The organism is Rhodococcus sp. BP-316, from assembly GCF_019836105.1.
In the GTDB taxonomy this organism is placed as follows: domain Bacteria; phylum Actinomycetota; class Actinomycetes; order Mycobacteriales; family Mycobacteriaceae; genus Rhodococcoides.
Window position 1 is genome coordinate 53,872 of record NZ_JABUEE010000008.1, and the last position, 26,307, is coordinate 80,178.

23 protein-coding genes are annotated in these 26,307 nt (G+C 69.5%); 10 read left to right on the forward strand and 13 right to left on the reverse strand.

The annotated features are described in order from the left end of the window. Positions 1–71 precede the first annotated feature (71 nt). Together HQ312_RS16205 and HQ312_RS16210 are read left to right on the forward strand one after the other, a co-directional pair. A complete protein-coding gene (locus HQ312_RS16205) occupies positions 72–4,028 on the forward strand; it encodes a DNA-directed RNA polymerase subunit beta' (protein WP_027504575.1) in 3,957 nt (1,318 codons plus the stop codon). A gap of 211 nt (positions 4,029–4,239) precedes the next feature. After that, on the forward strand, positions 4,240–4,632 hold the full coding sequence (locus tag HQ312_RS16210) for a VOC family protein (protein WP_222639274.1): 393 nt from the start codon (positions 4,240–4,242) through the stop codon (positions 4,630–4,632). Between the two features lie 16 nt (positions 4,633–4,648). On the opposite strand, the gene HQ312_RS16215 is transcribed toward HQ312_RS16210, so the two are convergent. Continuing rightward, positions 4,649–4,975, reverse strand: a complete 327-nt coding sequence (locus tag HQ312_RS16215) for a hypothetical protein (RefSeq protein WP_027504577.1) — start codon at positions 4,973–4,975, stop codon at positions 4,649–4,651. 99 nt (positions 4,976–5,074) lie between these two features. On the opposite strand from HQ312_RS16215, the gene HQ312_RS16220 reads away from it, so the two are divergent. Continuing rightward, entirely contained in the window at positions 5,075–6,712 is a 1,638-nt protein-coding gene (locus tag HQ312_RS16220; RefSeq protein ID WP_222639276.1) for an alkaline phosphatase, read from the forward strand. 17 nt (positions 6,713–6,729) lie between these two features. On the opposite strand, the gene HQ312_RS16225 is transcribed toward HQ312_RS16220, so the two are convergent. Continuing rightward, a complete protein-coding gene (locus tag HQ312_RS16225; protein WP_222639550.1) occupies positions 6,730–8,313 on the reverse strand; it encodes a GMC oxidoreductase in 1,584 nt (527 codons plus the stop codon). Positions 8,314–8,518: 205 nt separating this feature from the next. Between HQ312_RS16225 and HQ312_RS16230 the strand changes: the two genes are divergently transcribed. After that, the gene (locus HQ312_RS16230; protein ID WP_222639279.1) at positions 8,519–9,481 is read left to right on the forward strand and encodes an MsnO8 family LLM class oxidoreductase; all 963 of its coding nucleotides are present in this window, start codon (positions 8,519–8,521) and stop codon (positions 9,479–9,481) included. A 4-nt stretch (positions 9,482–9,485) separates the two neighbouring features. On the opposite strand, the gene HQ312_RS16235 is transcribed toward HQ312_RS16230, so the two are convergent. The 3 genes from HQ312_RS16235 to HQ312_RS16245 form a co-directional block, all read right to left on the reverse strand. After that, positions 9,486–10,592 carry an endonuclease/exonuclease/phosphatase family protein gene (locus tag HQ312_RS16235; RefSeq protein WP_222639281.1) on the reverse strand — a complete coding sequence of 369 codons (1,107 nt, stop codon included), beginning with the start codon at positions 10,590–10,592 and terminating at the stop codon, positions 9,486–9,488. 64 nt (positions 10,593–10,656) lie between these two features. After that, entirely contained in the window at positions 10,657–12,006 is a 1,350-nt protein-coding gene (locus tag HQ312_RS16240; RefSeq protein ID WP_027504582.1) for an MFS transporter, read from the reverse strand. 182 nt (positions 12,007–12,188) lie between these two features. Beyond that, positions 12,189–12,572, reverse strand: a complete 384-nt coding sequence (locus HQ312_RS16245; RefSeq protein WP_222639283.1) for a VOC family protein — start codon at positions 12,570–12,572, stop codon at positions 12,189–12,191. A gap of 153 nt (positions 12,573–12,725) precedes the next feature. Here HQ312_RS16245 and HQ312_RS16250 point away from each other — a divergent pair, with 153 nt between their 5' ends. Then, entirely contained in the window at positions 12,726–13,619 is an 894-nt protein-coding gene (locus tag HQ312_RS16250) for an SDR family oxidoreductase (protein WP_027504584.1), read from the forward strand. On the opposite strand, the gene HQ312_RS16255 is transcribed toward HQ312_RS16250, so the two are convergent. Genes HQ312_RS16255 through HQ312_RS16275 form a run of 5 tightly spaced genes read right to left on the reverse strand, consistent with a single transcriptional unit; the run spans position 13,598 to position 18,139 of the window. Continuing rightward, a complete protein-coding gene (locus HQ312_RS16255; protein ID WP_222639285.1) occupies positions 13,598–14,095 on the reverse strand; it encodes a histidine phosphatase family protein in 498 nt (165 codons plus the stop codon). The two genes, HQ312_RS16250 and HQ312_RS16255, sit on opposite strands and share 22 nt — an antisense overlap. A 9-nt stretch (positions 14,096–14,104) precedes the next feature. Further along, entirely contained in the window at positions 14,105–14,902 is a 798-nt protein-coding gene (locus HQ312_RS16260; RefSeq protein ID WP_222639287.1) for a glycosyltransferase family 2 protein, read from the reverse strand. Next, entirely contained in the window at positions 14,899–15,924 is a 1,026-nt protein-coding gene (locus HQ312_RS16265) for a glycosyltransferase (protein ID WP_222639289.1), read from the reverse strand. Before HQ312_RS16265 ends, HQ312_RS16260 begins: the two co-directional genes overlap by 4 nt. After that, positions 15,921–17,057 carry a glycosyltransferase gene (locus HQ312_RS16270; RefSeq protein WP_222639292.1) on the reverse strand — a complete coding sequence of 379 codons (1,137 nt, stop codon included), beginning with the start codon at positions 17,055–17,057 and terminating at the stop codon, positions 15,921–15,923. Before HQ312_RS16270 ends, HQ312_RS16265 begins: the two co-directional genes overlap by 4 nt. Further along, positions 17,054–18,139 (reverse strand): hypothetical protein, encoded by a 1,086-nt coding sequence (locus HQ312_RS16275; protein ID WP_308123910.1) that lies wholly within the window; start codon positions 18,137–18,139, stop codon positions 17,054–17,056. The genes HQ312_RS16270 and HQ312_RS16275 overlap by 4 nt, the downstream gene beginning before the upstream one ends. Positions 18,140–18,333: 194 nt before the next feature. Here HQ312_RS16275 and HQ312_RS16280 point away from each other — a divergent pair, with 194 nt between their 5' ends. Genes HQ312_RS16280 through HQ312_RS16295 form a run of 4 tightly spaced genes read left to right on the forward strand, consistent with a single transcriptional unit; the run spans position 18,334 to position 22,841 of the window. Next, complete coding sequence (locus HQ312_RS16280) at positions 18,334–19,287, forward strand: WcbI family polysaccharide biosynthesis putative acetyltransferase (RefSeq protein WP_222639296.1); 954 nt, start codon at positions 18,334–18,336, stop codon at positions 19,285–19,287. Then, a complete protein-coding gene (locus HQ312_RS16285) occupies positions 19,284–20,282 on the forward strand; it encodes a glycosyltransferase (protein WP_308123911.1) in 999 nt (332 codons plus the stop codon). The genes HQ312_RS16280 and HQ312_RS16285 overlap by 4 nt, the downstream gene beginning before the upstream one ends. Further along, on the forward strand, positions 20,279–21,610 hold the full coding sequence (locus HQ312_RS16290; RefSeq protein ID WP_308123912.1) for a glycosyltransferase: 1,332 nt from the start codon (positions 20,279–20,281) through the stop codon (positions 21,608–21,610). The genes HQ312_RS16285 and HQ312_RS16290 overlap by 4 nt, the downstream gene beginning before the upstream one ends. Before the next feature lie 40 nt (positions 21,611–21,650). Further along, entirely contained in the window at positions 21,651–22,841 is a 1,191-nt protein-coding gene (locus HQ312_RS16295; protein WP_222639298.1) for an NAD(P)/FAD-dependent oxidoreductase, read from the forward strand. Between the two features lies 1 nt (position 22,842). Here HQ312_RS16295 and HQ312_RS16300 read toward each other — a convergent pair whose 3' ends face one another. Further along, positions 22,843–23,472 carry a TetR/AcrR family transcriptional regulator gene (locus tag HQ312_RS16300; protein WP_222639300.1) on the reverse strand — a complete coding sequence of 210 codons (630 nt, stop codon included), beginning with the start codon at positions 23,470–23,472 and terminating at the stop codon, positions 22,843–22,845. 89 nt (positions 23,473–23,561) lie between these two features. Between HQ312_RS16300 and HQ312_RS16305 the strand changes: the two genes are divergently transcribed. Then, positions 23,562–24,905 (forward strand): cytochrome P450, encoded by a 1,344-nt coding sequence (locus HQ312_RS16305; RefSeq protein WP_222630399.1) that lies wholly within the window; start codon positions 23,562–23,564, stop codon positions 24,903–24,905. A 62-nt stretch (positions 24,906–24,967) separates the two neighbouring features. Here HQ312_RS16305 and HQ312_RS16310 read toward each other — a convergent pair whose 3' ends face one another. Together HQ312_RS16310 and aroQ are read right to left on the reverse strand one after the other, a co-directional pair. Further along, positions 24,968–25,792 (reverse strand): acyl-ACP thioesterase domain-containing protein, encoded by an 825-nt coding sequence (locus tag HQ312_RS16310; RefSeq protein ID WP_082544316.1) that lies wholly within the window; start codon positions 25,790–25,792, stop codon positions 24,968–24,970. 14 nt (positions 25,793–25,806) lie between these two features. Next, complete coding sequence (gene aroQ / locus HQ312_RS16315) at positions 25,807–26,301, reverse strand: type II 3-dehydroquinate dehydratase (RefSeq protein ID WP_222639302.1); 495 nt, start codon at positions 26,299–26,301, stop codon at positions 25,807–25,809. Positions 26,302–26,307: the final 6 nt, after the last annotated feature.

Here is a 26,307-nt window from a genome sequence, read left to right on the forward strand (position 1 = left end):
TCGCGCCGGCCCACCCCCGATCACTCGTAGCAGCAGAAAACTATCCCTGAGAAGGGGAAAGGAAGTACGACGTGCTGGACGTCAACTTCTTCGATGAACTCCGCATCGGTCTCGCGACCGCGGACGACATCCGCAATTGGTCCTACGGCGAGGTCAAGAAGCCGGAGACCATCAACTACCGCACGCTCAAGCCCGAGAAGGACGGCCTGTTCTGCGAGAAGATCTTCGGACCTACTCGCGACTGGGAGTGCTACTGCGGCAAGTACAAGCGCGTGCGCTTCAAGGGCATCATCTGTGAGCGCTGTGGCGTCGAGGTGACTCGCGCCAAGGTGCGTCGTGAGCGCATGGGACACATCGAGCTGGCCGCACCGGTCACGCACATCTGGTACTTCAAGGGTGTTCCGTCGCGCCTGGGCTACCTGCTGGACCTGGCGCCGAAGGATCTCGAGAAGATCATCTACTTCGCCGCCTACGTCATCACTTCGGTCGACGACGAGCTGCGCCACAACGAGCTCTCCACTCTCGAGGCCGAGATGGAGGTCGAGAAGAAGGCTGTCGCCGATCAGCGTGACGCCGACCTCGAGGCCCGTGCGCAGAAGCTCGAGGCCGACATCGCCGAGCTCGAGGCGGAGGGCGCCAAGTCCGACGTCCGTCGCAAGGTCAAGGACGGTGGCGAGCGCGAGATGCGTCAGCTCCGTGACCGCGCGCAGCGTGAGCTGGATCGTCTCGAGGAGATCTGGACCACCTTCACCAAGCTGGCCAAGAAGCAGCTCATCGTCGACGAGCTCATCTACCGCGAGCTGATCGACCGCTACGGCGAGTACTTCACGGGTGCGATGGGCGCGGAGTCCATCCAGAAGCTCATGGAGACCTTCGACATCGAGGCCGAGGCCGAGAGCCTGCGCGAGACCATCCGCAGTGGCAAGGGCCAGAAGAAGCTCCGTGCGCTGAAGCGTCTCAAGGTCGTCGCCGCGTTCCAGTCCACGGGCAACTCGCCCATGGGCATGGTGCTCGACGCCGTGCCGGTGATCCCGCCGGAGCTGCGTCCGATGGTGCAGCTCGACGGTGGACGTTTCGCGACGTCCGACCTCAACGATCTGTACCGCCGCGTCATCAACCGCAACAACCGCCTCAAGCGACTGATCGACCTCGGTGCTCCCGAGATCATCGTCAACAACGAGAAGCGGATGCTGCAGGAGTCGGTCGACGCCCTGTTCGACAACGGTCGTCGTGGCCGTCCGGTCACCGGACCGGGCAACCGCCCGCTCAAGTCGCTGTCCGATCTGCTCAAGGGCAAGCAGGGTCGTTTCCGTCAGAACCTGCTCGGCAAGCGCGTCGACTACTCGGGCCGTTCGGTCATCGTCGTCGGACCGCAGCTCAAGCTGCACCAGTGCGGTCTGCCGAAGCTCATGGCACTCGAGCTGTTCAAGCCGTTCGTGATGAAGCGTCTGGTGGATCTCAACCACGCGCAGAACATCAAGTCGGCCAAGCGCATGGTCGAGCGTCAGCGCGCACAGGTGTGGGACGTCCTCGAAGAGGTCATCGCCGAGCACCCCGTGCTGCTGAACCGCGCACCGACGCTGCACCGTCTGGGCATCCAGGCATTCGAGCCGCAGCTGGTCGAGGGCAAGGCCATCCAGCTGCACCCCCTCGTGTGCGAGGCGTTCAACGCCGACTTCGACGGTGACCAGATGGCAGTCCACCTGCCGCTGTCCGCCGAGGCGCAGGCCGAGGCGCGCATCCTCATGCTGTCGTCGAACAACATCCTGTCGCCGGCATCGGGCCGACCGCTCGCCATGCCGCGTCTGGACATGGTGACGGGTCTGTTCCACCTGACGCGTCTCGACGACAAGGCTCTGGGCGAGTTCCAGGCCTCGACGTCCGACTCGGCGGAGCTGGGCATCTACGCCAGCCCGGCCGAGGCACAGATGGCCGTCGATCGCGGCGTCCTGACCGTGCAGTCGCAGATCAAGGTGCGTCTGACGCAGCAGCGTCCGTCGCGCGAGATCGAGGCGGAGCTGTTCCCCGACGGCTGGACCCCGGGCGATGCCTGGACCGCCGAGACGACGCTGGGCCGCGTGCTCTTCAACGAGCTGCTCCCGACGAACTACCCGTTCGTCAACGAGCAGATGCCGAAGAAGCGCCAGGCGACGATCATCAACGATCTCGCCGAGCGGTACCCGATGATCGTGGTCGCGCAGACCGTCGACAAGCTCAAGGACGCCGGCTTCTACTGGGCCACGCGTTCGGGTGTCACGATCTCCATCTCCGACGTCCTCGTGCCGCCGGAGAAGCCGCAGATCCTCGAGGAGTTCGAGGCTCAGGCCGACCGCCTGGAGAAGCAGTACCAGCGTGGCGCTCTCGACCGGACCGAGCGCAACTCGGCCCTGGTCAAGATCTGGCAGGAAGCCACCGAGCAGGTCGGTAAGGCCATGGAGGCCCACTTCCCCGACGAGAACCCGATCCCGATGATCGTGAAGTCCGGCGCAGCCGGAAACATGACGCAGGTGCGGTCGCTCGCCGGCATGAAGGGTCTGGTGACCAACCCGAAGGGTGAGTTCATCCCGCGCCCGATCAAGTCCTCCTTCAAGGAGGGCCTGACGGTCCTGGAGTACTTCATCAACACGCACGGTGCTCGTAAGGGTCTGGCCGACACGGCGCTTCGTACCGCCGACTCGGGCTACCTGACGCGTCGTCTGGTCGACGTCTCGCAGGACGTCATCGTTCGGGAGACCGACTGTGGCACCGAGCGCGGCATCACCACGGTGATCGCGGAGAAGCTGGCCGACGGCTCGATGATCCGCGACGCGCACGTCGAGACCTCGACGTACGCCCGCACCCTGGCCGCCGACGCGGTCGACGCCGACGGCAACGTCATCGTCGAGCGTGGACACGACCTGGGCGACCCGGCCATCGACGCGCTGCTCGCAGCGGGCATCACGTCGGTCAAGGTCCGTTCGGTGCTCACCTGCACCACCGGGACCGGCGTCTGCGCCACCTGCTACGGCCGTTCCATGGCCACCGGCAAGCTCGTCGACATCGGCGAGGCCGTCGGTATCGTCGCGGCACAGTCGATCGGTGAGCCCGGCACGCAGCTCACGATGCGTACCTTCCACCAGGGTGGTGTGGCCGGCGACGACATCACCGGTGGTCTGCCCCGAGTGCAGGAGCTCTTCGAGGCTCGTGTGCCCAAGGGCAAGGCGCCCATCGCGGACGTCTCGGGTCGCATCCAGCTCGAGGACGGTGACCGTTTCTACAAGATCACCATCGTCCCGGACGACGGCGGCGAAGAGGTCGTCTACGACAAGCTCTCCAAGCGTCAGCGTCTGCGTGTCTTCAAGCACGACGACGGCACGGAGCGTCTGTTGTCGGACGGTGACCACGTCGAGGTCGGTCAGCAGCTCATGGAAGGTGCTGCCGATCCCCACGAGGTCCTGCGAGTCATGGGCCCGCGCCAGGTGCAGATCCACCTCGTCAACGAGGTCCAGGAGGTGTACCGCAGCCAGGGTGTGTCCATCCACGACAAGCACATCGAGACGATCGTTCGTCAGATGCTCCGCCGCGTGACCATCATCGATTCGGGCTCCACGGAGTTCCTGCCCGGATCGCTGACCGAGCGCAGTGAGTTCGAGTCGAGCAACCGTCGCGTCGTGTCCGAGGGTGGCGAGCCCGCGGCCGGACGTCCGGTGCTGATGGGTATCACCAAGGCATCGCTGGCGACCGACTCGTGGCTGTCCGCGGCGTCGTTCCAGGAGACCACCCGAGTGCTGACCGACGCGGCGATCAACTGCCGCTCGGACAAGCTCATCGGTCTCAAGGAGAACGTGATCATCGGAAAGCTGATCCCCGCCGGCACCGGCATCAACCGGTACCGGAACATCACGGTTCAGCCCACCGAGGAAGCACGTGCCGCGGCCTACGCGGTGCCGTCGTACGACGATCAGTACTACAGCGCGGACGGCTTCGGCCAGAACACCGGTGCTGCAGTGCCGCTCGACGACTACGGTTTCTCCGGCGACTACCGCTAGAGACGAGCAACGCACGAGCCCCATCCCGCTTCGGCGGGGTGGGGCTCGTGTCGTTTCCGAGCCAGTTCGAGCCGCTCGGCTGGGTTGCGCCGCGCGCTGCGCACGGTGGTGTGCGCAGGTTGCAGAGTGCGCTGACGGCCGGGCGCAGCGCGCGGCGGTCCCGGTGCAGCAGCCGCGATGAGTTCCGGGCCACCGCGGAGTCGGCACCTGTATGACCGAGACTCCCAGCACCATCACGAACATCGGCGTGGCCATGTTCACCGTTGCCGATCAGGACAAGGCCCTCGACTTCTACACCCGCGTGCTCGGGTTCGAGGTGCGCGGTGACACCCGCTTCGGGCCGAACGAGGAGTACCGCTGGCTCGAGGTGGCGCCGCCGGGGTCCACGGCGCGCCTCGCGCTGAACCCGCCGATGTACGACACGCCGGGCGGCTCGTCCATCGGGGTGGAGACGTCGGACGTCCGCGCGGAGCACGCTCGCCTGAGTGCCTTCGACGGGTTCGAGATGGAACCGCTCGGCGGCGGCGACGACGATCCGAACGTGCCGCCGATGTTCATGCTGAAGGATCCCGACGGCAACGTCATCACCGTCGTGCAGGCGTGATCCGGTCCCTCCCGGCTCAGCGCAGAGCGAGGGTCGGGAGGGACAAGCTCACCAGCATCAGCGCGAACAGCAGCCAGGCGGCGCCCTGCCAGACGGGCCACGTCCCGCCGTGGCGGTAGGAGCGGTAGCCGATCCACAGTGCGCCGATCCCACCGAGCAGACAGACACCGGGTACGAGCGCAGCGATCGCGACGCTGGACGCGCCCGCTGCGAGGAACACGGCCACCGCGACGGCAGCGATGCCGATCACTGCCCCGTCGTACGTGGCCGCGTGCCGGATCGCGCGCGGATCGCGCCACCGCTTCTCGACGTCGCGTCTGCCCATCTCTCGCTTGTCGTCCATGTCGACTGCGTACCCGATTCGGGTGGCTTCAGCGCGAGTCCTCGCGCGCGTCGTCTCCGATCCACACGGAGTTTCCTTTCGAGGGGCACCGTTCGGTCCATGAGCCGTCGTGATCTCGTCATCGGTGCCGATCGTTCTCTGCGTGCCGGCACCACGCGTCGTTCGTTCCTCACGTGGACCGCACTGGTCGGTGCGCTCGCGATGACACCGGAACTGTCGAGCGCGACGGCGCACGCGCAGCCGCAACGCGGCACCCCGGCCGACTACCCGTTCCGCCTCGGCGTCGCGTCGGGCGATCCGCTGCCGGAATCGGTGGTGCTGTGGACTCGTCTCGCGGTCGACCCACTCGCTCCGGTCGGCGGTATGCGGCCGGGTGTGGTGCCGGTGCGGTGGGAGATCGCCGAGGACGAACGGTTCGGGCGGACGGTGAGCCAGGGCATCGAACTGGCATCCGATGCGGACGGCTGGTCGGTGCACGTGGACGTGCGGGGTCTGGCTCCGGCGCGAGAGTACTTCTACCGCTTCATGGTCGGTCCGCACGTGAGCACCGTCGGACGGACGAGGACGGCGCCCGCACCGGGATCACCCCTTGCGTCACTGTCGTTCGCGTGGGCGTCGTGCCAGAAGTGGGAGGACGGGTTCTACGGCGCCTATGCCGATCTCGCGGCGAGTGACCCGGACGTCGTGTTCTTCCTCGGCGACTACATCTACGAGTACGCGATCGAAGGTACAGGCGCCCGCGCGTCGCAGCCACGGCCCGAGTCCGCGGGACGAGAGACGCTGGCACTGAACGACTATCGCGATCGGTATGCGCTGTACAAGTCGGATCCCGACCTGGCGTCGGCGCACGCAGCGGCGCCGTGGATCACCACCTTCGACGATCACGAGGTGGACAACAACTGGGCCGGGGCGATCAGCCAGGATGCCGGCACCGCCGCTCCCGGCGATCCTGCGGGTGATCCGCGGGTGTTCCTCCTGCGCCGCGCCGATGCGTTCAAGGCGTGGTGGGAGAACACTCCCGTGCGGATGGCCCAGCGACCGACGGGGCCGGATCTGACGGCGTACCGCCGCTTCAGTTTCGGTGACCTGGTGGACTTCTCGGTGCTCGACACCCGGCAGTACCGCAGCGATCAGGCCAACGGGGACGGCGAACACGCGCAGAACGCGGAGACCGCGGACCCGAGTCGCACCATCACCGGAGCGGCACAGGAGAAGTGGATCCTCGACGGTTTCGGGTCCGGTGCCACGTGGAAGTTCCTCGCACACCAGACGGTGATCTCCGACCTGGCCCGCATCAGCGACGGCGAGCGGAAGGTCGGGATGGACCCGTGGAGTGGGTACGAGGCGTCACGGCACCGCATCCTCGACGGCGCCCGCGACCGGGGGATCACCCTCGCGTCCATCGTGGGCGACATCCACCGCACCATCGTGTCGGAACTGCGCCGCGACTATCAGGACGACTCCGCCCCGGTGGTCGGAGTCGAGATCGCGTCGACCTCCATCGCGTCGGGCAAGGACGGTGCGGACGTCGACACGGCCGGTGCGGACATCGCGGCGGCGTCACCGCACGTCAAGTTCGGCAATGCCCGACGCGGTTACCTGCGTGCGACGCTGACGCCGACGGAGTGGCGGTCCGAAGTCCGGGTCCTGGACGCGATCTCGGTTCCCGGCGCGCCGGTCCGCACGGCAGCGACCGTGACGGTGCCGGAGGGTCGGCCGGAGATCGGCCTGGCCTAGCGGACGGCCGGGTACGCCTAGCCGCCCGCAGCGATGACGGCTGCGATGTTGCGCTCGGCGAGCGCGGTGATGGTGAGAGACGGGTTGGCCGCACCTGTGCTGCCGGGAACGAGAGCTCCGTCCATGACGTACAGGCCGGGGTGCCCCTTCACTCGTCCGTGCGCATCGGTGACGTCGCCCAGGACCGCACCGCCGAGGGGGTGCGCGGTGAAGGTGTCGTCGACGTCGCGAGTGAACGGCTCGGCGGAGACGACGGTGCGGCCGGCCTGTGCCATCCGGTTCTGCACCGCGCGCAGTGCCTCGACGGTGTCGCGGCTGCCGCCCTTGGGCCAGGTCAAGCTCATCCCGTCCGTTGCACGGTCGTAGCGGAAATCGGCCCGCAGTGGGTCGATGGTCATACCGAGCGATCCGAGGAACCCCATCTCGGTGGGAACACCGGGGACGTACCAGTTCTCGACGCTGAGAGGCAGGCCCGTGTCGTCGACGATGCGCGAGGCGCACGGCGCCCCCTGCGGGCCGCCGCCGATGGGGCCGAGCGAGCGGGTCATGAAGGCGTCGCCGTTGGTGCCCCATCCGCGTCCGACGAACTCGTTGAGCTCGGGAAGCGCGCCGGTGGCCTGTGCGCGGACCAGCAGTTCGGTGGTGCCGATGGAGCCGGCGCCGAGGATCAGCGAGTCGCAGGTCAGCGTGCGCGTCTCGAGTGCGTTGCCCTCGGGATCGAGGCGCCGCACCTCCACGCGGTAGCGGCCACCGCTCTCGGTACCGATGGCGACGACCTCGTGGCTGTGACACACCACGGCGTTGCCCGTGGACTCGGCCTGCGGGATGTAGTTCTGCGTCAGGTCGTGCTTCGCGCCGTTGGAGTTGCCGAACGTGCTGCAGCCGACGGTGGCGGACGGCCGGGACCGACCCGACATCTCGTCACGCAGCACGTTCCAGTTCCAGCCTCCGTCGACGCGCTGCGGGTCGAAACCGGCGCGGCGGGCGTGGTCGTCCCACGTCCTGGAGTGGGCGAACCCGGGGGAGGCGTAGATGTCGTCGGGCATGGTCGACGGCCGGAGCACCGAGCGAGCCTTGGGGTACCACTGCGACGCCATCTCGTCGTAGTCCACGCGGCCACCGAACGAGAGATCGAAGAAGCGCTTGTCCGGGGCGATGCTGACGCCGGTGTAGACGACGGAGCCGCCGCCCACCGCGGCTGCACGCCACACCGACAGGTTCTCGTATCGCGTGGTGTCGAGGACGCCGTTGAACCAGTCGACGGGCCCGACAGGCATGCCGGTGAGGTTGGTGAACGAGCGCTGATGCCACAGGCCGCGCCCGTCGGCCGTCATGTCGGCGGTGAAGATGTCGCGGAACGGATCGCGCGGCCAGCGGAGTCCTCGTTCGAGCACGGTGACCGACGTACCGGCCTGCGCGAGCCGCAACGCCGCTGCGCTGGCTCCGAAGCCCGATCCGATGACGAGGGCGGGTGAGTGGTCCGGTGGACGCGGAGGGTCGGCGAACAGTTCGGGCAGGAGGTTCCGGATCGAGGGGACGCCGAGCGGGAGTGCGGACGCCGTCGACCGGGTGATCGCGGGCGGGACCGCGAGGCCCACCATTCCTGCTGCGGCCAGTTGCAGCAGTTGCCTGCGCTTCACGTGCACACCCACCATCGATCGAGAACAGTCGAATGGTCAGTCTCCCGTGAATGGTGCAGGTGATGGAACCACTCGACCGGATTGTATGACTGTTACCAATCTCTGTGCCGGTTTATCGGGCGGGTCGGGGCGGAACAGGGCGACTCCCGCGAGGGTTGTTCAGAGTATGCGTCTGTCCCTTCTCGATCGCTCCCGTACCCGCACCGATCGGTCCGCCGCCGCCGCGGTGTCGGACACGATCGAGCGTGCGCGGTGGGCCGAGGCGGCGGGTTACGAGCGGTTCTGGGTGGCCGAGCATCACGCCGTCCCCGGCATCGCGAGCGGCTCACCCGCGGTGCTGCTCGCCGCGATCGGCGCGGCGACGTCGCGGATTCGGCTGGGGTCGGGCGGCGTCATGCTGCCGAACCACTCGCCCATCGTCGTCGCCGAGCAGTTCGCGATGCTCGACGCACTGTGTCCCGGCCGGGTCGACCTCGGTGTCGGCCGGTCGCTGGGGTTCACTCCGCCGATACGCAAGGTGCTGCGGGCGGACACCGAGGACGCCGAGCGCTTCGCCGACGACCTCGCGGATCTGCAGGACTTCCTGCTCGGCACCGGTCCGGTGACCGTGCAGCCCGCGCCCGAGCGACTGATCCCGATCCACGTTCTCGCGACGGGTCACGGGCTCGCGATCGCCGCGCAGCGCGGGCTTCCCGTCGTGGTGGGCGGTCCGATGCTCACGGGTGACCTGTCTCCACTGGAGGCGTATCGACGCGATTTCGTTCCGTCTGCCTTCGCGGCGCAGCCGTCCGTGACGGTGTCGCTCGACGTCCTGGTCGCCGACACCGACGCCGAGGCCCGCCGTCTCGCCATGGCGGAGGCCGTGGCCATGGCGGACTCCCGCCGGACCGGGGAGTTCCCACCGTTGCGGGCGGTCACCGAGATGCCCGACGGACTCACTCCCCGAGCTCGGGAGTCGGCCCAGCGCTCCCTCGACGGCAGCGTGCACGGCAGTCCGGCGACGGTGCGCCGCAGGCTCGAGGACCTCGTCGACCGCACCGGTGCCGACGAGATCCTGTCCTCGGCATCGACCTTCTACCGTGACGCTCTGCGTGCGTCCGACGAGGCGTTGGCCGCACTGCTGCGCTGACGGGTCAGACCTGCAGGTCCACCCACACCAGTCTGTGATCGCTGGCCGACAGCAACTCGGCGCCCGGATCGCCGGGCGCGGGCCAGAAGACCCCCGACCCGGTGACCGTCAGATCGGTGCTCGGCAGGACGTAGTCCACCCGCAGATCACCCGGCACCGGATCGGCGAAGTCCGCAGTGTCGGTGCCGGCGGTCGGCGAGGTGGGCTCCGGGTCCTGCAGCGCCGGGCTGTCGAGCAGTTGCGCGATGGCGCCCGGATAGGAGTCCCCGTCGACCGGATCGCTGTTCTGGTCCCCCAACACCACGAACGAGGAGCCGTTCGGCAGGCCGCCGGCGAGTCCGGTGTCGTCGACGAGGTAGTCGGCGCCGGCGATGTAGTCCGCGGTGAGCCGGATCTCGTCGTGATTGCGTCGGCCGTTGCGGTCCTCGGGCCCGTCGAAGGAGGGCGGCGTGGGGTGCGAGACGACCAGGTGGATCACCCGCCCGTCGATGTCCACGGGCACGTCCCAGTGCGATTTGCTCGACAGGCGCAGGGCGTCCGAGTTCGCGCCGTAGTACTCGCGCGGCAGCAGGTTGTCGGGCATGTCGGCCCAGCGGAAGGTCTGGAACGTGCGGACCGCGGCGGCGTCGAGGGGGAACTTCGAGAGGACGACCATGCCGTACTGGCCGGGGAACTGCCCGAAGCCCCAGGCATCGTTCGGTCCGTCGGACCGCCCGTCCCCGTCGAGGTCGAGCCCGGACGGCTCGCCGGTGTTGACGGGCGCCGTGTACGCGAACGGGTAGTCGATCGGTGCGTCGCCGACGGCGAGGTAGTTGTCGCGGAAGAGGTCGACGGCGCCGTCGGAGTAGTCGAACTCGTTGAGCAGCAGCATGTCCGGGGCGTTGCGCTGGACCACGTCGGCCACCGACCGGATCTGCGGATCCGTTCCGGACCGCAGAGCGGCGACCAGATCGCCGGCGGCGGGGCGGTTCATGCTGGCGTTGTACGTCGCGACGCGGACGGTGCGTGGGTCACCCGGCGGCTCGTCGGCGGCAGGCGCGCTGCAGGCGGTCAGGGTGTGGACGGACGCGGCGAGGACGGACGCGGCGAGAAGCACGCGGGTGAGTCGCATGGTGCGGGACGCTATCGCGCCGCCCTGACAGACGGGCGAACACGAGAGGGCGGGCAGGGGCGTGTCAGGCCACGCCGTCCAGCACCCGCTGCGCGTCCGGCGACACGTACGGGTAGGCGCAGAGGGCGAGCACGCCCCCGATCAGCAGCAGGGGCAGCAGCGGGACCATGCCGGTGGTGAGGGAGCCGTACGCGTCGGACACCGCGCCGACGAGGAGCGGTCCGACGGCGCCGCCCACGGTCGCGGCGATCTGCAGCAGTCCGTAACCCAGTCCGCGGTCGCGCGGGGCGAGCACGTCGGCGACGCACGAGGTGAGCGTGGGGATCGCCCAGGCGGTGAAGAAGCCGAACACGGTGAGCAGCACGGTGAAGGGCAGCCAGCTCTCGGAGGCCAACGCCCCGGCCATGGCCGCGGTGCCCAGCAGGATTCCGGTGCCGCCCACCAGGACGCGCCACTGCGACGGCGTCGAGAACAGGGTTCGCCGGGTGAGCAGGGATCCGACGAGCGTGCCGCCGACGATGCCGATCAGTGTCAGACCACCGCCCGCGGACGCGGCGGCCGCTTCGCCGAGGCCGAATCGGCGTTGCAACAGGCTGGGCACCCAGAACGTCAGGCCACCGACCGCGAGGCTCATGACGGTGAGCGCGCCGCCGGTGAACCACAGCGTCCGGATCGGTGCGACGCGGCGGAGTTGGACCGGCATCGGGTCGGTGGTGGCCTCCGGCGCAGGCGTGTCCGCGCTGCCCGCGGCCAGTCTGTCGGCGTACCCCCGTTCGGGCTCGCGCACGCGTGACATCAGGACGGCGACCACCACACCGGGAATCGCCATGACGAGGAAGGCGCCGCGCCACCCCAGCCACTCGGCGAGCACTCCGCCCAGCACGATGCCGGCGCCGCCGAGGTAGGCCGCGGTCCGCCACCACCCGAAGGCCGTCGGGCGGGTCGCGGGTGGGTGGAAGTCGGCGAGCATGCTGGCGCTGGCCGGGTTGTCGATGGCCTCGGCGGCGGCCAGGCCCATGCGCACCAGGTAGAAGACGGCGAAGGTGGGAGCGAGCGCGGAACCGACCGTCGCGAGGGCCCACAGGAACACGACGACGGTGATGATGCGGCCGCGGTCGTGCCGATCGGCGAGGTACGCGGCCGGCATCGCGAGGAGGCCCGCGGCGACGGCGGCCGCGGTGGGGATGGAACCGGCCGCCGTGTCGCCGAACCCGAACTCCGCCTGCAGCTGCGGCAGCACGGCGGCGACCAGGCTGAACTCGATGCGGTCTACGAGGGAGACCAGCACCAGCACGATCGCGGGTCCCCACCCGTACGGGAGGGTGAGGGAGTCGCGCCGCGCCCCGATCGTGCGCCACCGCGGTGCCCGCGTCGCCGCCGCACCCCGCTCGGTCCGATTCTCGGTCTCCGTCACTGCCGCCCCCGTCCGACCGGCGCGCCTGCCGATTCGGGCGCAGCCTATTCCGGCGAAACGCCCGGGTACCGTCGTCGGGAGAAGCTTGGGCGGACCCACCATCGGGCCCGCCCGGACCCTTGCTCCGTCACCCCCGTGCGCCTTGTGCGTATCCCTGGATGCGCAAAAGGCGCACGGGGGCGTCAGCCCACCGGCAGCTGCTGCACCGCCCACCTGTTGCCGTCCGGGTCGGCGAAGTACGTGAACAACCCCCAGCCCTCGTCCTTCACCGGGGTGGCCTCGACGCCGGCGGACAGCAGCATCTCGTACGCGGCCTGCGCGTCCTGCACGACGACGAGCATGCCCTCGACGGATCCGGGTGCGGCGGAGGTGATGTTCTTCCCGATCGCGATCGAGCACGCGGAACCGGGTGGGGTGAGCTGGACGTAGCGCACGTCCGGGAAGGGAGTGGCGTCGTGATCGGCGTGGAAGCCGATGCGCGTGTAGAACTCCTTCGCACGGTCGACGTCGGTGACGGGCAGCATGACGAGCTGGATCTCCATGGTGAGCGGGTGCGTGGCGGTCATGGTCGGCCTCTCCTCGTATCGGATGATGACCGAGATCCTGCTCGTGATCGAGGACAAACACTGTCCGCAGTGCGCCGCCGATTCCGAGGAACAGTAGGTGTCATCTCCGGTCACAGGTACTGTGACCGGACATTCGTCGTCAGGAGGACTCACATGGTCAGCGTGCGCAACAAGGTCGTGCTCATCACCGGCGCGGGCCGCGGTATCGGCGAGGCGACGGCGCGGGCTCTCGCGGCCAAGGGCGCGAAGCTGGTGCTGACCGACGTGGACGAGGCGCCTCTGACGGCACTCGTGGCCGACCTGGGCGACGTCGCCGTGGGGGTGCGCGCCGACGTGCGGGATCTCGCTGACATGCAGGCCGCCGTGGACGCGGGCATCGCGCGATTCGGAGGTATCGACGTGGTCCTCGCGAACGCCGGCATCTCGAGCTACGGGTCGGTGCTCAACGTCGATCCGGAGACGTTCAAGCGCGTGATCGACATCAACACCACGGGCGTCTTCCACACCGTCCGCGCGGCGCTGCCCTCGCTGATCGAGCGCAAGGGCTACGTGCTGGTCGTCTCGTCGCTCGCGGCCTTCACCGCGTGCCCCGGCCTCGCGTCGTACAACGCGAGCAAGGCGGGAGCCGAACACTTCGCCAACGCCCTGCGCCTCGAGGTGAAGTACCAGGGTGTGGACGTCGGCTCCGCCCACATGGCGTGGATCGACACTCCACTGGTGCAGGACGCCAAGTCCGACCTCACCGCGTTCCAGGATCTGCTGTCCGTGCTGCCCTGGCCGCTCGGTCGCACCCTGCCTGTCGAGGCGTGTGTCGACGCCTTCGTCCGCGCGGTGGAGCGGCGGTCACGCCGGGTCTACGTTCCCGGCATCGTGGGCGGCATCGGCTGGGTGCGCTCCGTGCTCACCACTCGGCTCGGTGAGGCCACGACGTTGCGCCACGTGCCGCGCATCCTGCCGAAGATGGACGCCGAGGTGAAGGCGCTGGGTCGCTCGGAGAGCGCGCGCAATCGCGCTGTGGTGGAGGGTCAGTCGACGCGGAGCGCGTGAGTCAGGCGGGCGCGCCCCGGCCCGAGATCCGACCAGTCGCCGGTGAACTCCAGCACCGCCAGCGCGGAGGTGGGGTAGCCCCGTCGGATCCACACCGCCGCGTCCGACTCCTGATCGTCGGCGAGTTCCAGTGCCGTGAAGGGGATTCCGGGTGCGTGGCCAACCACCAACACGCTGGCCGCCGAGTCGTCGGTCGCGGTGATCTCGCGGACGATGTCGTCGGGGGAGCCCCCGTAGACGGTGCTTTCGAAGCGCACCGGCGCGTCGACGGCCGTGCGCTCGAGAGTCTGGCGAGTACGCGTCGCCGTCGAGCAGATCACCGCGTCCACGGCGCCGACGTTCGCCCGGATCCAGTCGCCGGCTGCGGCGGCCTGGCGACGGCCCCGCTCGTCGAGCGGCCGGTCGTGGTCGTCCACCCCGTCCGGGTACGAGGACTTGCCGTGGCGCATCAGGATCAGGGTGCGGGTGTCGGACATCGCTCGATGCTAGTGCCCGACCGGGCGGCGAGCGATGCTGCTGCCCTCGGGTGTCCAGTCGATCTCGCCGCGCTCGCGAAAAGCGTTCAGCCACCCGATCATCGGCCAGTGTCCCCATCGACCGTGGAAGATGGCGGCGTTGGTCACGATGTCGTCGAGATGCTCGATCGGCGGCGAGGACACGGGGTGCCACTGATGGTGCGCGTGCGCTCCGCCGACCCACAGCAGATCCAGACCCGATCGTTCCGCGACGCGGCCGACGTCGGTGTCCTCGCCGCCGTAGCCCGTGTAGTCCTCGCAGAACCCCCCGAGCGTGTGCCACGTCGCCGACGTGACCGCGAACGACAGCGACCAGAACAGATCCCAGTTCGTTCCGATCTCGACGTGCCCGGGCGCCGGATTCGGGCGTGCCGCATGGGGATTCGTCCATCCGTCCAGGTCGTCCGGGTACCCATCGGAGACCTCGGGCAGGTAGGTGACCGGCCCGCACAGCACGGCTCCGTCGCGCGCGTGACGGACGTACCGGTCGATCATCTCGCGGCTCGGGATGCAGTCGACGTCCAGGAAGATCAGCAGATCGGCACCGGCCTCGAGGGCGAGGCGGGCACCCTCGTTGCGCGCCCGAGCCAGGGGGAGCGCGTCGCCGACGCGGGGAACGACGGCGGTGGCGTCCACGACCGTCGGGTCTCCCATCGACACCACGACGTGCAGATCGGCTCGCCGTGTCGAGCGCGCGAGACCGCGGCGTTGCGCAGCGAGGTGCCCCGCGCGACCCGACACGATCGTCACCACGGCCACCGACGTCACGCCCACACGTCCTCGATCGCTGCTGCCGCACGACGCGCTGCGCCGTCCACCTCAGTCCGTGCCCGGATGTCGCCGGTCAGCGCACCGGCACGGTTCAGGATCTCGGGCCACCGGTCCGGATCGGGCCACGACTCGAGCGAGATCGCCAGCCCCGCGGCCCCCAGCGCGCGAGTGGTCGCGAGTTGCTCCCCGTGCGGGCGACTCTCGGCCACGACCACCGCGGGGGCACCCGATGCGGCCACGTCGGCCACCGCGTTCTGCCCGCCGTGCGTGACCACCACGCCGGCACCGGTCAGCAGCGGCCACACGTCGTCCACCCAGGGGGTGCCGGGCACGCCGACACCGCGCCAGGTGCGGGTCGGCGTGGCAGCACCCGCTCGGGCGAGGTGGTCCGGGGTGAGAGCTGAGCCCCCTGCGCCCGCGAGCACGACGACGGACGTCGGGTCGCGGTCGGTTCCGGCGCGGGCACGATCGGCGTGGGCACTGATCGAGCCGACGTACACGGTCCTGTCCTCGAACTCGCGCAACCACTCCGGCCGGTACACCGAGGCCGACCACGGAGCGACGATGCGGTCGGCGACGCGATAGGCCAGCTGATGGGGCGCATCGGTGCGCTCGCCCGGCATCGCGAACACGACCACCCGAACACCCATGAGTCGCACGAACAGGGCGACCTCGACGGACACGTCCACGACGACGCATCGGGGGCGATCCTCGTCCACGAACCGCGCGAGGGCGGCCATGCGGTCGGTCATCCCGGGGACCGAGGTGGGCGCCCAGTGGACGACCCCGTGAGCGGTGGGGTCGTCCGGATCGTCACCGCCGTCGGGTGTGTCCGGAGCGGGATCGGCGGAGCCGTCGGGTGTGTCGAGAGGAAGTGTGATCCAGCCCGCGAACGGGTCGATGTCCGACGGCCGGGGCCGCGAGGACAGCACCGTCACCGGCTCGGCGAGCGCCCGTGCGACGGACCGGGCGCGGGTCAGATGCCCCACGCCGTGGTGGTGGACGTAGTACCCGATCATGCAGGGACGGCGGCGGTTCGGCCCGACGTCGTCAGCAACTCGCGGTAGAGGTCGAGATAGCTGTCCACCATCGTCGCGTCCGAACAGATGCGCTCCGCGCGAGCGCGGGCGTGCGCACGGGGGAGGCGCGCAGCATCTCCGATGGCCCCGGCGAGAGCGTCGATGTCGTCGGCGGGCACCATCCGGCCACACGTGTCGTCGAGGATCTCCGGGATGCCGCCGCGACGGAAGGCCGCCACCGGTGTGCCGCACGCGAGTGCTTCGGCGACCACGAGCCCGTACGGCTCGTCCCACTGCGGCGTCACCAGTGCGACGGCGGCTCCGCCGACCAGATCGGCGAGTTCCTTCTGCATCAGGTGGCCCTCGTAGGTGACGCCGTCGCCGAGGCGGGGCTCCACCGCCGTCCGGAAGTAGTCGTCGTCGGCTGCCGGTCCGGCGATGCGCAGGTGGTAGCCGGCGCGCCGGGCGGCGTCGATGGCGAGATCGACCCCCTTCTCGGGAACCAACCGGCCCGTCCACACCGCGTACTCGCCCGCCCCGCCGCGATCGCCGGTGCCCTGGCCGAACGGCCACCGGTCGAGCGGGATCCCGTTGGGAACCACGGGGATCGGACCCGCGACGGGTAGCCACTGCTGCGCCGTGTACTCGCTCACCGCGGCGTACCCGGTGTTCGGATTGAGCGGCACCGCGGCCGCCGACTCCAGCCAGGCGAGCGGTGGCGTGTGCAGCGTCGTGAGCATGGGGACCGGCACCATCGAGGACATCGCGATGGGCAGGTAGTGGAGGCTGTGATTGTGGATCACGTCGAACGACTGTGCCAGGGGCCCGGCCAGTTCGAGCATGACCGACAGATAGGCGTGATGCTCGTGCACCACCCACGACGGTCCCATGTGTTCGGTCCGCGCGTGCGGACTCATCTGGAACGTGTGGACGTCGATGACGTCGTGCGCGACGTCGGTCGACGTGCCTTCGGCACCGAAGAGCGTGACGCGATGGCCGCGCTCGGTGAGGGCATGGGCGAGATGCCACACGTGTGCCTCGAGGCCACCCGCGAACGGTTGCGCGATGGGGAAGCGCGACGATCCGAGAAGGGCGATGCGCAGTGGACGTGCGGCGGCGGCGGCGACCGTCATACGAGCACGGCTCCGTCCGCGCGGCCCGAGGCGACGGGAGCGGACAGGGCACGGTAGAGCGCGGCGTGCTCGGCGGCGATCGCGCTCTGCTGATGGCGTCGGTAGTCGGCGAAGTCCGGGCCGGTCGGCTCGGTGCGCAGCGCCTCGCCCACCGCGGCATCGAGCGACGCGGGATCGAAGAGGCCGGGTCCGAACACGAAGGTGGGGCAAGGGAACTGATCGGCGAAGTGGCCGATGTCCGGGACGACGGGGACGACGCCGAGGTCGCGGCACGCCTCCATCCAGCCAGAGTGCGTACCGAAGCGGTACGGAAGCACGGACACGTCGATCTCGGACAGGTACTGCCACAGCTCCGCGTCGGTGAACCGACGATGCACCCGCACGTCGACGTCCGGGTGATCACGGAAGGCCAGCAATCGCTCGCTGCGCTCCGGTGCGTACCAGTGGCTCGTGTGGTCGAACACGTCGTCGTCGATGTCGAGACGCACCACGGCGTCGCGTGCCGACGCGGCCGCCACGACGGTCGCCATGACCGCCTCGGGATCGAGGTTCGCGCGCAACGACTTGGCGTGCACGGCGACGACTGCGCGCTCGTGCGCCGTGGTGTCGCGTGCGGTGATGACGTCGAGCGGTGCGACGTGCGGATGCGGGATCACCATTGCCGAGCGGCCCCAGAGACGTTCGATCTCCCGAGCGGCGCGGTCGGTCAGCGTGATGACGGCGGCCGCGGCGGGGACGAGGACGTCGAGCTGGGACCGGTGCATGTCGAGCTCGGCGAAGTGTGGATTGTGCAGGTCGTGCACCGTGAGAACCAGGGGGGTCGACGACTCGCGCAGCACGGAGACGACGTCGGCGAGACGGTCCGGTGTGGCGGCGTCGAAGCCGAAGTGCAGGTGCACCACGTCGATGTCGTCGATGTGCGCGCGGAGATAGTCGGGCTCGAGCAGGCGCGGCGGCCACCACTGCCCGGGCGTGGTCGCCTCGAGGGGCCGGGGATCGTCGAGCAGAAGAATGTCGTCGCCCGTGGCGACGACAGCGGCGACGTACGGGTGCGCAGCAGGGATGGATGCGACGGCGATCACGGCTCGGGTCATCCTCTCGGGGGCAGACGCGCGCGCCCGAGGGGTGGGCAGGGCGGCACGGGTGTACGAACAGGGATCGGGCCGCCTTCTGGACCACGACAAAAGAGGAATGCCCCGGGGGGCTCGTCCACAAACGCGGTGTCGTGCAGGTCTCTCACCGCTTCGCCTGCGCGCTGTCCGGGTAACCCGACGTCATGCCTCACTCTGCGTCGACCGAGCCGGACGGCCGGACGCGTCACTACGGCGAGTTCTACGGTCTCGACCCGGTGCCCGACGATCCACCGCTGTGGATCGTGCTCGGGAACTGCCAGGCCGAGGCCGTGCGAGTGATGCTCGACGAGGTGCCGGACGCGCCGTTCCGGACCGTGCGCATGCCGCCGGTGCACGAACTCGACTCGGCCGACGTGCGGCACCTCGCCGAGCTGGCCGGCCGGGCCTCGGTGTTGCTGGCGCAGCCGGTTCGCGACGACTACCGCGACCTGCCGATCGGGACGAACCAGGTGGCGTCGATGCTGCCGGAGCACGCCCGGGTCGTACGGTGGCCGGTCTTCCGGTATAGCGGGCTGTACCCGTTCCAGGTGATCGTGCGGCACCCGAGCGACCCGTCGGCGTCTCCCGCCGGCGCTCCGTACCACGATCTGCGCACGGTGCTCGTGGCCGCAGGCAGGGTGGCATCCGAGGAGTGGCGCGCCGCTCCCGTCGCCCCTGACGCGCTGCGCGCGAACGCCGAGGCGAGCATCGCCGAACTCGCACGACGCGAGCGCCGGGACTGCGACGTCGCGATCTCGGACGTCCTGACCGCCCTCGGAGCGGACGCCGCACACACGATCAACCACCCCGGCAATCCGGTGCTGCTCGAGCTGGCCACGCGCATCCTGTCGGCAGCCGGTGTCGACGCTGCGGCGGCGGATCCGGGCCGCGTACTGCTCGATTCGGTGCACACGCCGCTGGAGTCCGCTGTCGTCGACGCGCTCGACCTCGGCGCCGCGCCCCGGCCGGACTGGGTGATCGGCGGCTCCGTCGTCGATGCCGAGGACATTCACCGTCGCCAACTGCAGTGGTACGCCGAGCATCCCGCGTTCGTGGACGCCGCGCTCACCCGACACGCGGACACGCTCTCGCTGCTGCTACCTGAGGTCGACTCGTGACGTCGGTCGCGCATCTCGTCATCGGTCCCGAGCGACACGGGGTGGTGCAGTTCGCGCTGCGCATCCGCGACGGCATCATCGACGCCGGTCTCGAGTCGACGCTCCTGCGTCACGAGTCCGCGAGTGACGTCACGTCGATTCCGGACGTCGACGTCGTGCACCTGCACGTGACGGACCGGTTGTTCGGGTCACCGGCGACGGCTGCGGCCGGGGTGGTCGAGGACCTGGCGCGGCGCATCCACGCATCGGGTTCCGCGTTCGTGGTGACGCTGCACGATCTGCCGCAGCCGTCCGACGGCCGATCCGCGTCCGCGCGCGTCGAGTGCTACCGACGGGTGGTCGCGTGCGCGGACACCGTGATCGTCAGCAGCGAGCACGAACGAGACCTGGTGCGCGAGGCCGGTATCGGTACCCCGTCCGTCGTGATCCCGCTTCCCGTGGCGACGGGGGCCGGCATCCGCACGGACAGCGGCGAGGTGACCGTCGGCGTCCTCGGGTTCCTGTACCCGGGCAAGGGACACGCCGAGGTGCTGGACGCGCTGCCCCCGGGCGCGCACCTGCTGGCACTGGGAACGCCGTCGCCGGGACACGATCATCTGGTCGACGAGCTGATCGAGTCCGCGGCGGCACACGGCACCACCGTGCGTGTCACCGGCTACATCGACGACGCCGACCTTCCGGTCGAACTCGGCCGCGTCACCGTTCCCGTGGCGCATCATCGGCACATGTCCGCGTCCGGGTCGATCAACACCTGGATCGAGCACGGCCGTCGACCGCTGGTGGTGGCCGGCGCGTACACCCGTGAGTTCGCCCGGCGCTCGCCCGGCACCGTGACCCTGTACGAGGAGGACCGTCTCGCCGAGGCGCTGGCCGACGCGGCGGGTGACCCCGAGTCGACGTGGCTGGAGGACGGGGTCGTCGCGCACCCCACGCGCGCGGAGGTCGGCGCCGCGCACGTGCGGGTGTACGCGGAGTCGGCCGTGGTGCACGCGTGATCACCACCGCCGTCCCCACCCCGCTCGGCCACGCGGTGCCCGGAAACAGGTGGGATCTGCTGCGCGACATCGATGCTCCGCGCCCGTCGGTCAGCGTCGTCGTGCCCTATTTCGAACAGCAACGGTCGCTGGATCTGGTTCTCGCGGCGCTCGAGCAGCAGACGTACCGCGCGTTCGAGGTGATCGTCGCGGACGACGGCTCGGCCACGGCGCCGCTCGTCCGCAGTGCACTCGACGTCACGGTGGTCTCGCAGGAGGACCGTGGCTTCCGCGCCGCCGCGGCGCGCAATCTCGGGGCGCGTGCCGCGTCCGGTGACGTGCTCTGTTTCCTCGACGCCGACACGGTTCCCGAGCCCGGGTACCTCCAGGCGCTCGTGCGTCTGCCGTCGCTGGTTCCCGATGCACTCACGGTCGGTCGACGGCGACACGCGGACCTGTCCGCGCTGGGCCGACTTCCGGGGCCGGACGACGAGATCCTCGACGAGCCGCGCTGGTTGATCGACGCGTACCGCGGTTCGCGCGATCTGCTCGATGCCGATCATCGCTCCTATCGCCACGTCATCAGCGCGGTGATGTGTTGCACCGCAGCATTCTTCGAGGAGATCGGCGGCTTCGACGAGTCGTTCGGCGGATACGGCGGAGAGGACTGGGAGCTGGCGAATCGCGCCTACCTCGCCGGCGCCCTGATCGCGCACGTGCCGGACGCCGTCGCCTGGCACGACGGTCCCGACTGGGCGGGCCGACCCGGTGAGCAACGCACCGAGCAGAAGAACGCGGAGGCTCTGTCCCTGCTTCCACTCGTCACCGACCCCGCTGCGCGCACCCACGGCGTCCGGTACGCCGTTCCCGACCTCACGGCCGTCGTGCACGCCGACGGACACAGTGCCGCATCGCTGTTGGTGACGGTGGGATCGGTGCTCGCGCAGGGGGACGTCACCGTGTGGGTGGACGGGACGGACGCCGCGGATCTCGTCGCATCGTGGCGGACCGACGACCCGCGAATCCGCCTCGGTGTCCCCGGCGGCGACGACGTACGGCGCAGCCGCTTCGGGCTCGACCTCGTCGGTCCGGTCGTCCTGGCCCCGGATGCAGCGCGGACGCTGGAGGCGTCGACGCCTCCGCAAGGCCCCGGTCTGGTGCGGTCGAGCGTGCCGGGCGGCAGTGTCGAGTGGTGGTCGTGGCGCGCCGTGCGCCGGGCCCGCCGGTGGGCCGACGCACTGGATCGCACCCCGCAGCAGGCCCTCGCCGACCTGTTCGGCATCACGGACGTACCGGCCGACGAGGTCGGCATCGCGGCGGGTCCGCATCAGCCGGACCTGTCGTGGTGAGACCCCCGAACCATTCGAGTCACAGGACACCGGAGGCACCATGACCACCGAGCACGACATCGTCATCATCGGCGGGGGCAACGCGGGCATCAGCGCCGCCGCCCGTTTCCTGAACAAGGGCGTCTCCGACGTGGTGGTCATCGAACCGCAGGAGGTGCACACCTATCGGCCGCTGCTGTCCTACGTCGGCGGCGGGCAGGCGTCCCTCGCGTCCGCGCAGCGCTCCCAGCGCTCGGTGACACCGAAAGGCTGTACCTGGATCCAGGAGCGTGTCGTCTCGGTGGACACCGTGATGCGGACGGTGCGCACCGAGTCGGGCACGGAGGTGCGCTACCGCGACCTCGTCGTGGGATCCGGTCTCGTGCCCGATCACGACGCACTGCCCGGAATCGACGCGGCGCTCGCGTCGTCGTCGGTGGCGAGCAACTACCTCGACGAGGCGACGCGTACCTGGCACCTCGTGCAGACGATGCGTCCCGACGGGCACGCCGTCTTCACGGTTCCTCGTGCGCCGGTGAGCTGCACCGGCACCACCATCAAGCCGCTGTTCCTCGCCGCCGCGCACTGGCGGAAGGTGGGTGCCGCGCCGTCGATGACGCTGGTGGTCGACCGCCCGGATCTCGTGGGAGTGCCGGCCCTCGACGCCCGGCTGCGGAAGTACCTGCGGGAGCTGGATGTCCGAGTGCTTCACCGCACCGCCGTGACGGCGCTCGCGCCGGGCGAGCGATCGATCACGGTGACCGGCGCGGACGGTCGCACCGAGCGGATCGGCTACGACATGCTGCATCTGGTGCCGCCCTACCGCGGACCGCGGTGGGTCGAGGAGACCGGCCTGGCGAGCGCTGATCCCGGCACGCACGCAGTGGTGGACGTGGATCCGCGGACCTTTCGGCACCGCACACACGAGGGCGTGTGGGCCGTGGGCGACGGCGCGTCCATCGACACCGATCCCTCGGGCGGCGGACTACGGCGCCAGGTGTCGATCCTCGTCGACAACGTGCTGGCGCAACGATCGAACGAGGCGCTGGGGGAGTACGACGGCTACACCGTGGCGCCGATCCCGGTGGACGCGCGGCGTCTCATCGCGGCCGAGTTCGATCGCACCGGCGAGATCACGTCGTCGTTGCCGTCGTTCCTGGACCCGCTGAAGCCCCGTCGGCTCTCGTGGGCGGGCGACCGGTTCGGCCTGCCGTTCACGTACTGGCACCTGTTGCTGAAGGGCCATCTCTGAGTCAGCTCGTCGGGCGCAGCATTCCGGTGAGGAACAGTTGCGTAGCAGCATCGACGATCTCGTCGGGGGTCGCACCGATGTGGTCCTGCAACCGGGCGGAGACGAGTTCGGAGCAGGCGCCGATGAACATCAACGCCATGAGCCGGTCCTGCGGCGGCGGGAGTGCGCGGTCGGCCCAGAGTTCGTGCGAGCGTTCGACGACCACGTCCGCGACGGCGTCGATGGTCGCCTGACGTCGAGCTCGCAGGGTCGGTGACGCCATCGACTCGACGAACGCGATCCGGCCCTTGCGGGGGTCGGAGAGCATGATCGACACCACGGCGCTCAGAGCGGCCCGCACGCGGTCGGCGACGTCTCCGTCCGTGGACGAGACGGCATGGATCGCAGCGCTTCTCACCTCGTCGGCAACGCTGTCGAGCACGGCGAGCAGCAGGTCCGACTTGGTGCGGAAGCTCTCGTAGAAATACCGCTCGGTGAGCCCGGCTGCGGCGCAGACCGCGGTCATCGTCATCTTGTCGGTGCCCACCGAGGACATGAGGTCCAGGCCCGCCTCGATCAGTGCGGCCCGGCGGCGGACGGCGCGGTCCGCCGCGTCCACTCCGCCGTAGGTCCTGCTCGCGGGTTCCGCCATGCCGTCAGTCTCGCAGGTCTTGACGAGTGCCTCTCCTGTGACGCACACTACATCTGACAGGATGCCCTGTCAGATACTCAGGAGGCCCCATGGCTCACGCGCTCGCCGCCCCACCGCTCGGCTCCGATCTCCGTCCCGTCATGGGCAGCGCGGGCATCCCCTACGTCGGCCGTTCGATGCAGTACATCCGGGACCCCCTCGCCCTGTGGCGTCAGCAGGAGCGGCGCTACGGGCAGGTCTCGTGGCACACGATGGCGGGTCGGCGCGTGGTGCTGGTGCTCGGCGCCGACGGTTGCGAGGAGATCCTGACCAACCGGGACAAGGCGTTCAGCAACGCACTCGGCTGGCGGCCGCTCATCGGGCCGTTCTTCGACAACGGGCTCATGCTCATGGACCTCGGCGAGCATCGCCACCACCGGCGGCTGCTGCAGCAGGCGTTCACCAAGGACCGTCTCGCGTCCTACGCCGCGGCGATGGAACCGCTGATCGCCCGCACCGTGCAGGAGTGGGACTCGTCGGAGCACTTCGAGATCTATCCCGCTGTGAAGTCGTTGACGCTCGGCCTCGCGACCGAGGTGTTCATGGGCGGGGTGCGCGACGGTGACACCCGGCTGGACGCCGTCAACAAGGCCTTCGTCGACTGTGTTCAGGCGGCGACGTCCATCGTCCGGCTCGACGTGCCCGGTGGTCGGTGGCGCCGGGGTCTGAAGGGTCGACGCTTCCTCGAAGACTTTCTGCGGGACTATCTTCCGGATCGGCGGCGCGGCGACGGCCGAGATCTGTTCTCGGTGCTCGCCCACCTCGAGGACGACGACGGCGAGCGCTTCTCCGACGACGCGATCATCGACCACATGATCTTCCTGCTGATGGCAGCGCACGACACGTCGACCATCACCATCTCCACGATGGTCGATCAGCTCGGCCGACACCCGGAGTGGCAGGAGGAATGTCGCGGGCAGTCGCTGGCTGCGGGTCCCGATGTCTCCGCACCCGAGGCGCGGGCGGGTCTGACGGCACTCGACGCGGTGATGAAGGAATCGCTGCGCATGCTCGCTCCGCTGCCCACCATGGCGCGATGGACGGTGCGGGACACGGTGATCCGCGGCCATCACGTGCCTGCCGACGTGATGGTGGTGGCCACGCCGCACTACACGCATCACGATCCCACCTACTGGTCGGACCCTGAGGTCTTCGACCCCACCCGCTTCGACGGTCGCGCGCTGCCACACAAGTTCGCGTGGCAACCGTTCGGCGGCGGGGTCCACACGTGCCTGGGTCAGTTCTTCTCGGCCATCGAGATCACGATGGTGCTGCACCACCTCCTGCGCCACCACACGTGGTCGGTGCCGGCCGATCGTGCGACACCGATCGACTTCACCTCCCTGCCGTATCCCAAGGACGGGCAGCCCGTGCGGCTGCAGCGCCGCAGCTGACGTTCACGACCGGCTGGGGTTTCTGCTCTCCTCGCGCCGCCTGCGAGCGGGATCCCGCCGATTCAGTCGGCGAGAGGAGCGGAAACGCCACTCGCGCCGGCGCGCGCCACCACGCACGCGATCGTGCGTACCGCGTCGTCCACCATGAACCACACCGTCACCGCCGGTGCACCGTCCACGTCGTGCCGACGCCAGCGGAGCGTGACGTGATCCGGCGCCATGATCGGCGAGAGGTACTCGATGACCGCGCGGTGCGGTCCGCCGGTGATCTCGCCGGACTCCGCGCGGGCGAGCACCTCCTCGACGGCCTGCCAATAGGCGGCGTTGTTCACGTGGTTGAACGCGTCGACGTCGGTGATGCGCAGCGGGAACGCGAGATCTGTCAGTGAGGACTCCGGGGCCGGATCGCGGAGCCACTGCTTCCACTTGAGTCTGGTCTCGCCCGCTGTGCGGGTGAGCAGCGCGAGCCCCTCGTCGGAGATGCGCGTCGGCATGCCCGTCGTCGACGAGATGCTGATCCAGAATCCCTCGGTGCGGATGTGCGCGCCCTTGTCGCCGGTGATGTCGACGCGCATGTTCGACCATCGCGTCGACAGACCGGAACACCAGCGCCGCAACGTGATCCGCTCGGGCCAGACCGACGGTCGGTCGATGTCCATGATCGTGCGGCGCACGATCCAGAACGGATCCGTCTCCCCGAGTCCGGAGGCGTCGAGGTTGTCCGACCCGATGTCCTGCAGGTACCGGGCGACGGAGTCGTAGCGCAGCCGGTTCGCGGTGTCGACGTCGCCGGCGCGGATGGGCCACGCGGTCTCGAACCCCTCGCCCGTCGGCGGCTGTGGTGCGAGTTCGTGGCTGGTGACGGGGGAGAGGTCCATGGTGCTCATTTCCGACGTGATGGTCAGGACGTGCGGGCGCAGATCTCGTCGACGGCGTAGCGGTACCCGCGGACGCCGCACCCGGCGATCACCGACACGGCGATCCCCGAGACGAAGCTGTGGTGTCGGAACTCCTCGCGGGCGTGCACGTTCGAGATGTGGATCTCGACGACGGGGATCTCGGGCACGACCAGAGCATCGCGCAGAACGACCGACGTGTGGGTCAGACCGCCCGGGTTGATGACGATTCCCGACGCCGTCCCGCGCGCCTCGTGAATCCAGTCGATCAACGCGCCCTCGTGGTTGGACTGCTCGGCACGGATCGTGCGTCCGTGGCGTTCCGCGGTCTCGCGGCACAGCGCGACCACGTCGTCGAGCGTCTCGGTGCCGTAGACCTCGGGTTGGCGGGTTCCGAGCATGTTCAGGTTCGGACCGTTGAGCACCAGGATGGGCAGCGGGGAGGCCGGAGGCCGGCCGTCGTCAGGCAGCGTGTCGTGGTGGGCGTGACCGTGGGTCATGGGTGC

Excerpts from the sequence above, each read along its gene's own strand:
- HQ312_RS16220 (WP_222639276.1), top strand. The coding sequence starts at position 5,075 with ATGAGCCGTCGTGATCTCGTCATCGGTGCCGATCGTTCTCTGCGTGCC.
- HQ312_RS16230 (WP_222639279.1), top strand. The coding sequence starts at position 8,519 with ATGCGTCTGTCCCTTCTCGATCGCTCCCGTACCCGCACCGATCGGTCC.
- HQ312_RS16255 (WP_222639285.1), bottom strand. The coding sequence starts at position 14,095 with ATGTCCGACACCCGCACCCTGATCCTGATGCGCCACGGCAAGTCCTCG.
- HQ312_RS16270 (WP_222639292.1), bottom strand. The coding sequence starts at position 17,057 with ATGACGGTCGCCGCCGCCGCCGCACGTCCACTGCGCATCGCCCTTCTC.
- HQ312_RS16265 (WP_222639289.1), bottom strand. The coding sequence starts at position 15,924 with ATGATCGGGTACTACGTCCACCACCACGGCGTGGGGCATCTGACCCGC.
- HQ312_RS16215 (WP_027504577.1), bottom strand. The coding sequence starts at position 4,975 with ATGGACGACAAGCGAGAGATGGGCAGACGCGACGTCGAGAAGCGGTGG.
- HQ312_RS16250 (WP_027504584.1), top strand. The coding sequence starts at position 12,726 with ATGGTCAGCGTGCGCAACAAGGTCGTGCTCATCACCGGCGCGGGCCGC.
- HQ312_RS16280 (WP_222639296.1), top strand. The coding sequence starts at position 18,334 with ATGCCTCACTCTGCGTCGACCGAGCCGGACGGCCGGACGCGTCACTAC.
- HQ312_RS16310 (WP_082544316.1), bottom strand. The coding sequence starts at position 25,792 with ATGAGCACCATGGACCTCTCCCCCGTCACCAGCCACGAACTCGCACCA.
- HQ312_RS16225 (WP_222639550.1), bottom strand. The coding sequence starts at position 8,313 with ATGGTGGGCCTCGCGGTCCCGCCCGCGATCACCCGGTCGACGGCGTCC.
- HQ312_RS16245 (WP_222639283.1), bottom strand. The coding sequence starts at position 12,572 with ATGACCGCCACGCACCCGCTCACCATGGAGATCCAGCTCGTCATGCTG.
- HQ312_RS16305 (WP_222630399.1), top strand. The coding sequence starts at position 23,562 with ATGGCTCACGCGCTCGCCGCCCCACCGCTCGGCTCCGATCTCCGTCCC.
- HQ312_RS16295 (WP_222639298.1), top strand. The coding sequence starts at position 21,651 with ATGACCACCGAGCACGACATCGTCATCATCGGCGGGGGCAACGCGGGC.
- aroQ (WP_222639302.1), bottom strand. The coding sequence starts at position 26,301 with ATGACCCACGGTCACGCCCACCACGACACGCTGCCTGACGACGGCCGG.
- HQ312_RS16235 (WP_222639281.1), bottom strand. The coding sequence starts at position 10,592 with ATGCGACTCACCCGCGTGCTTCTCGCCGCGTCCGTCCTCGCCGCGTCC.
- HQ312_RS16300 (WP_222639300.1), bottom strand. The coding sequence starts at position 23,472 with ATGGCGGAACCCGCGAGCAGGACCTACGGCGGAGTGGACGCGGCGGAC.
- HQ312_RS16210 (WP_222639274.1), top strand. The coding sequence starts at position 4,240 with ATGACCGAGACTCCCAGCACCATCACGAACATCGGCGTGGCCATGTTC.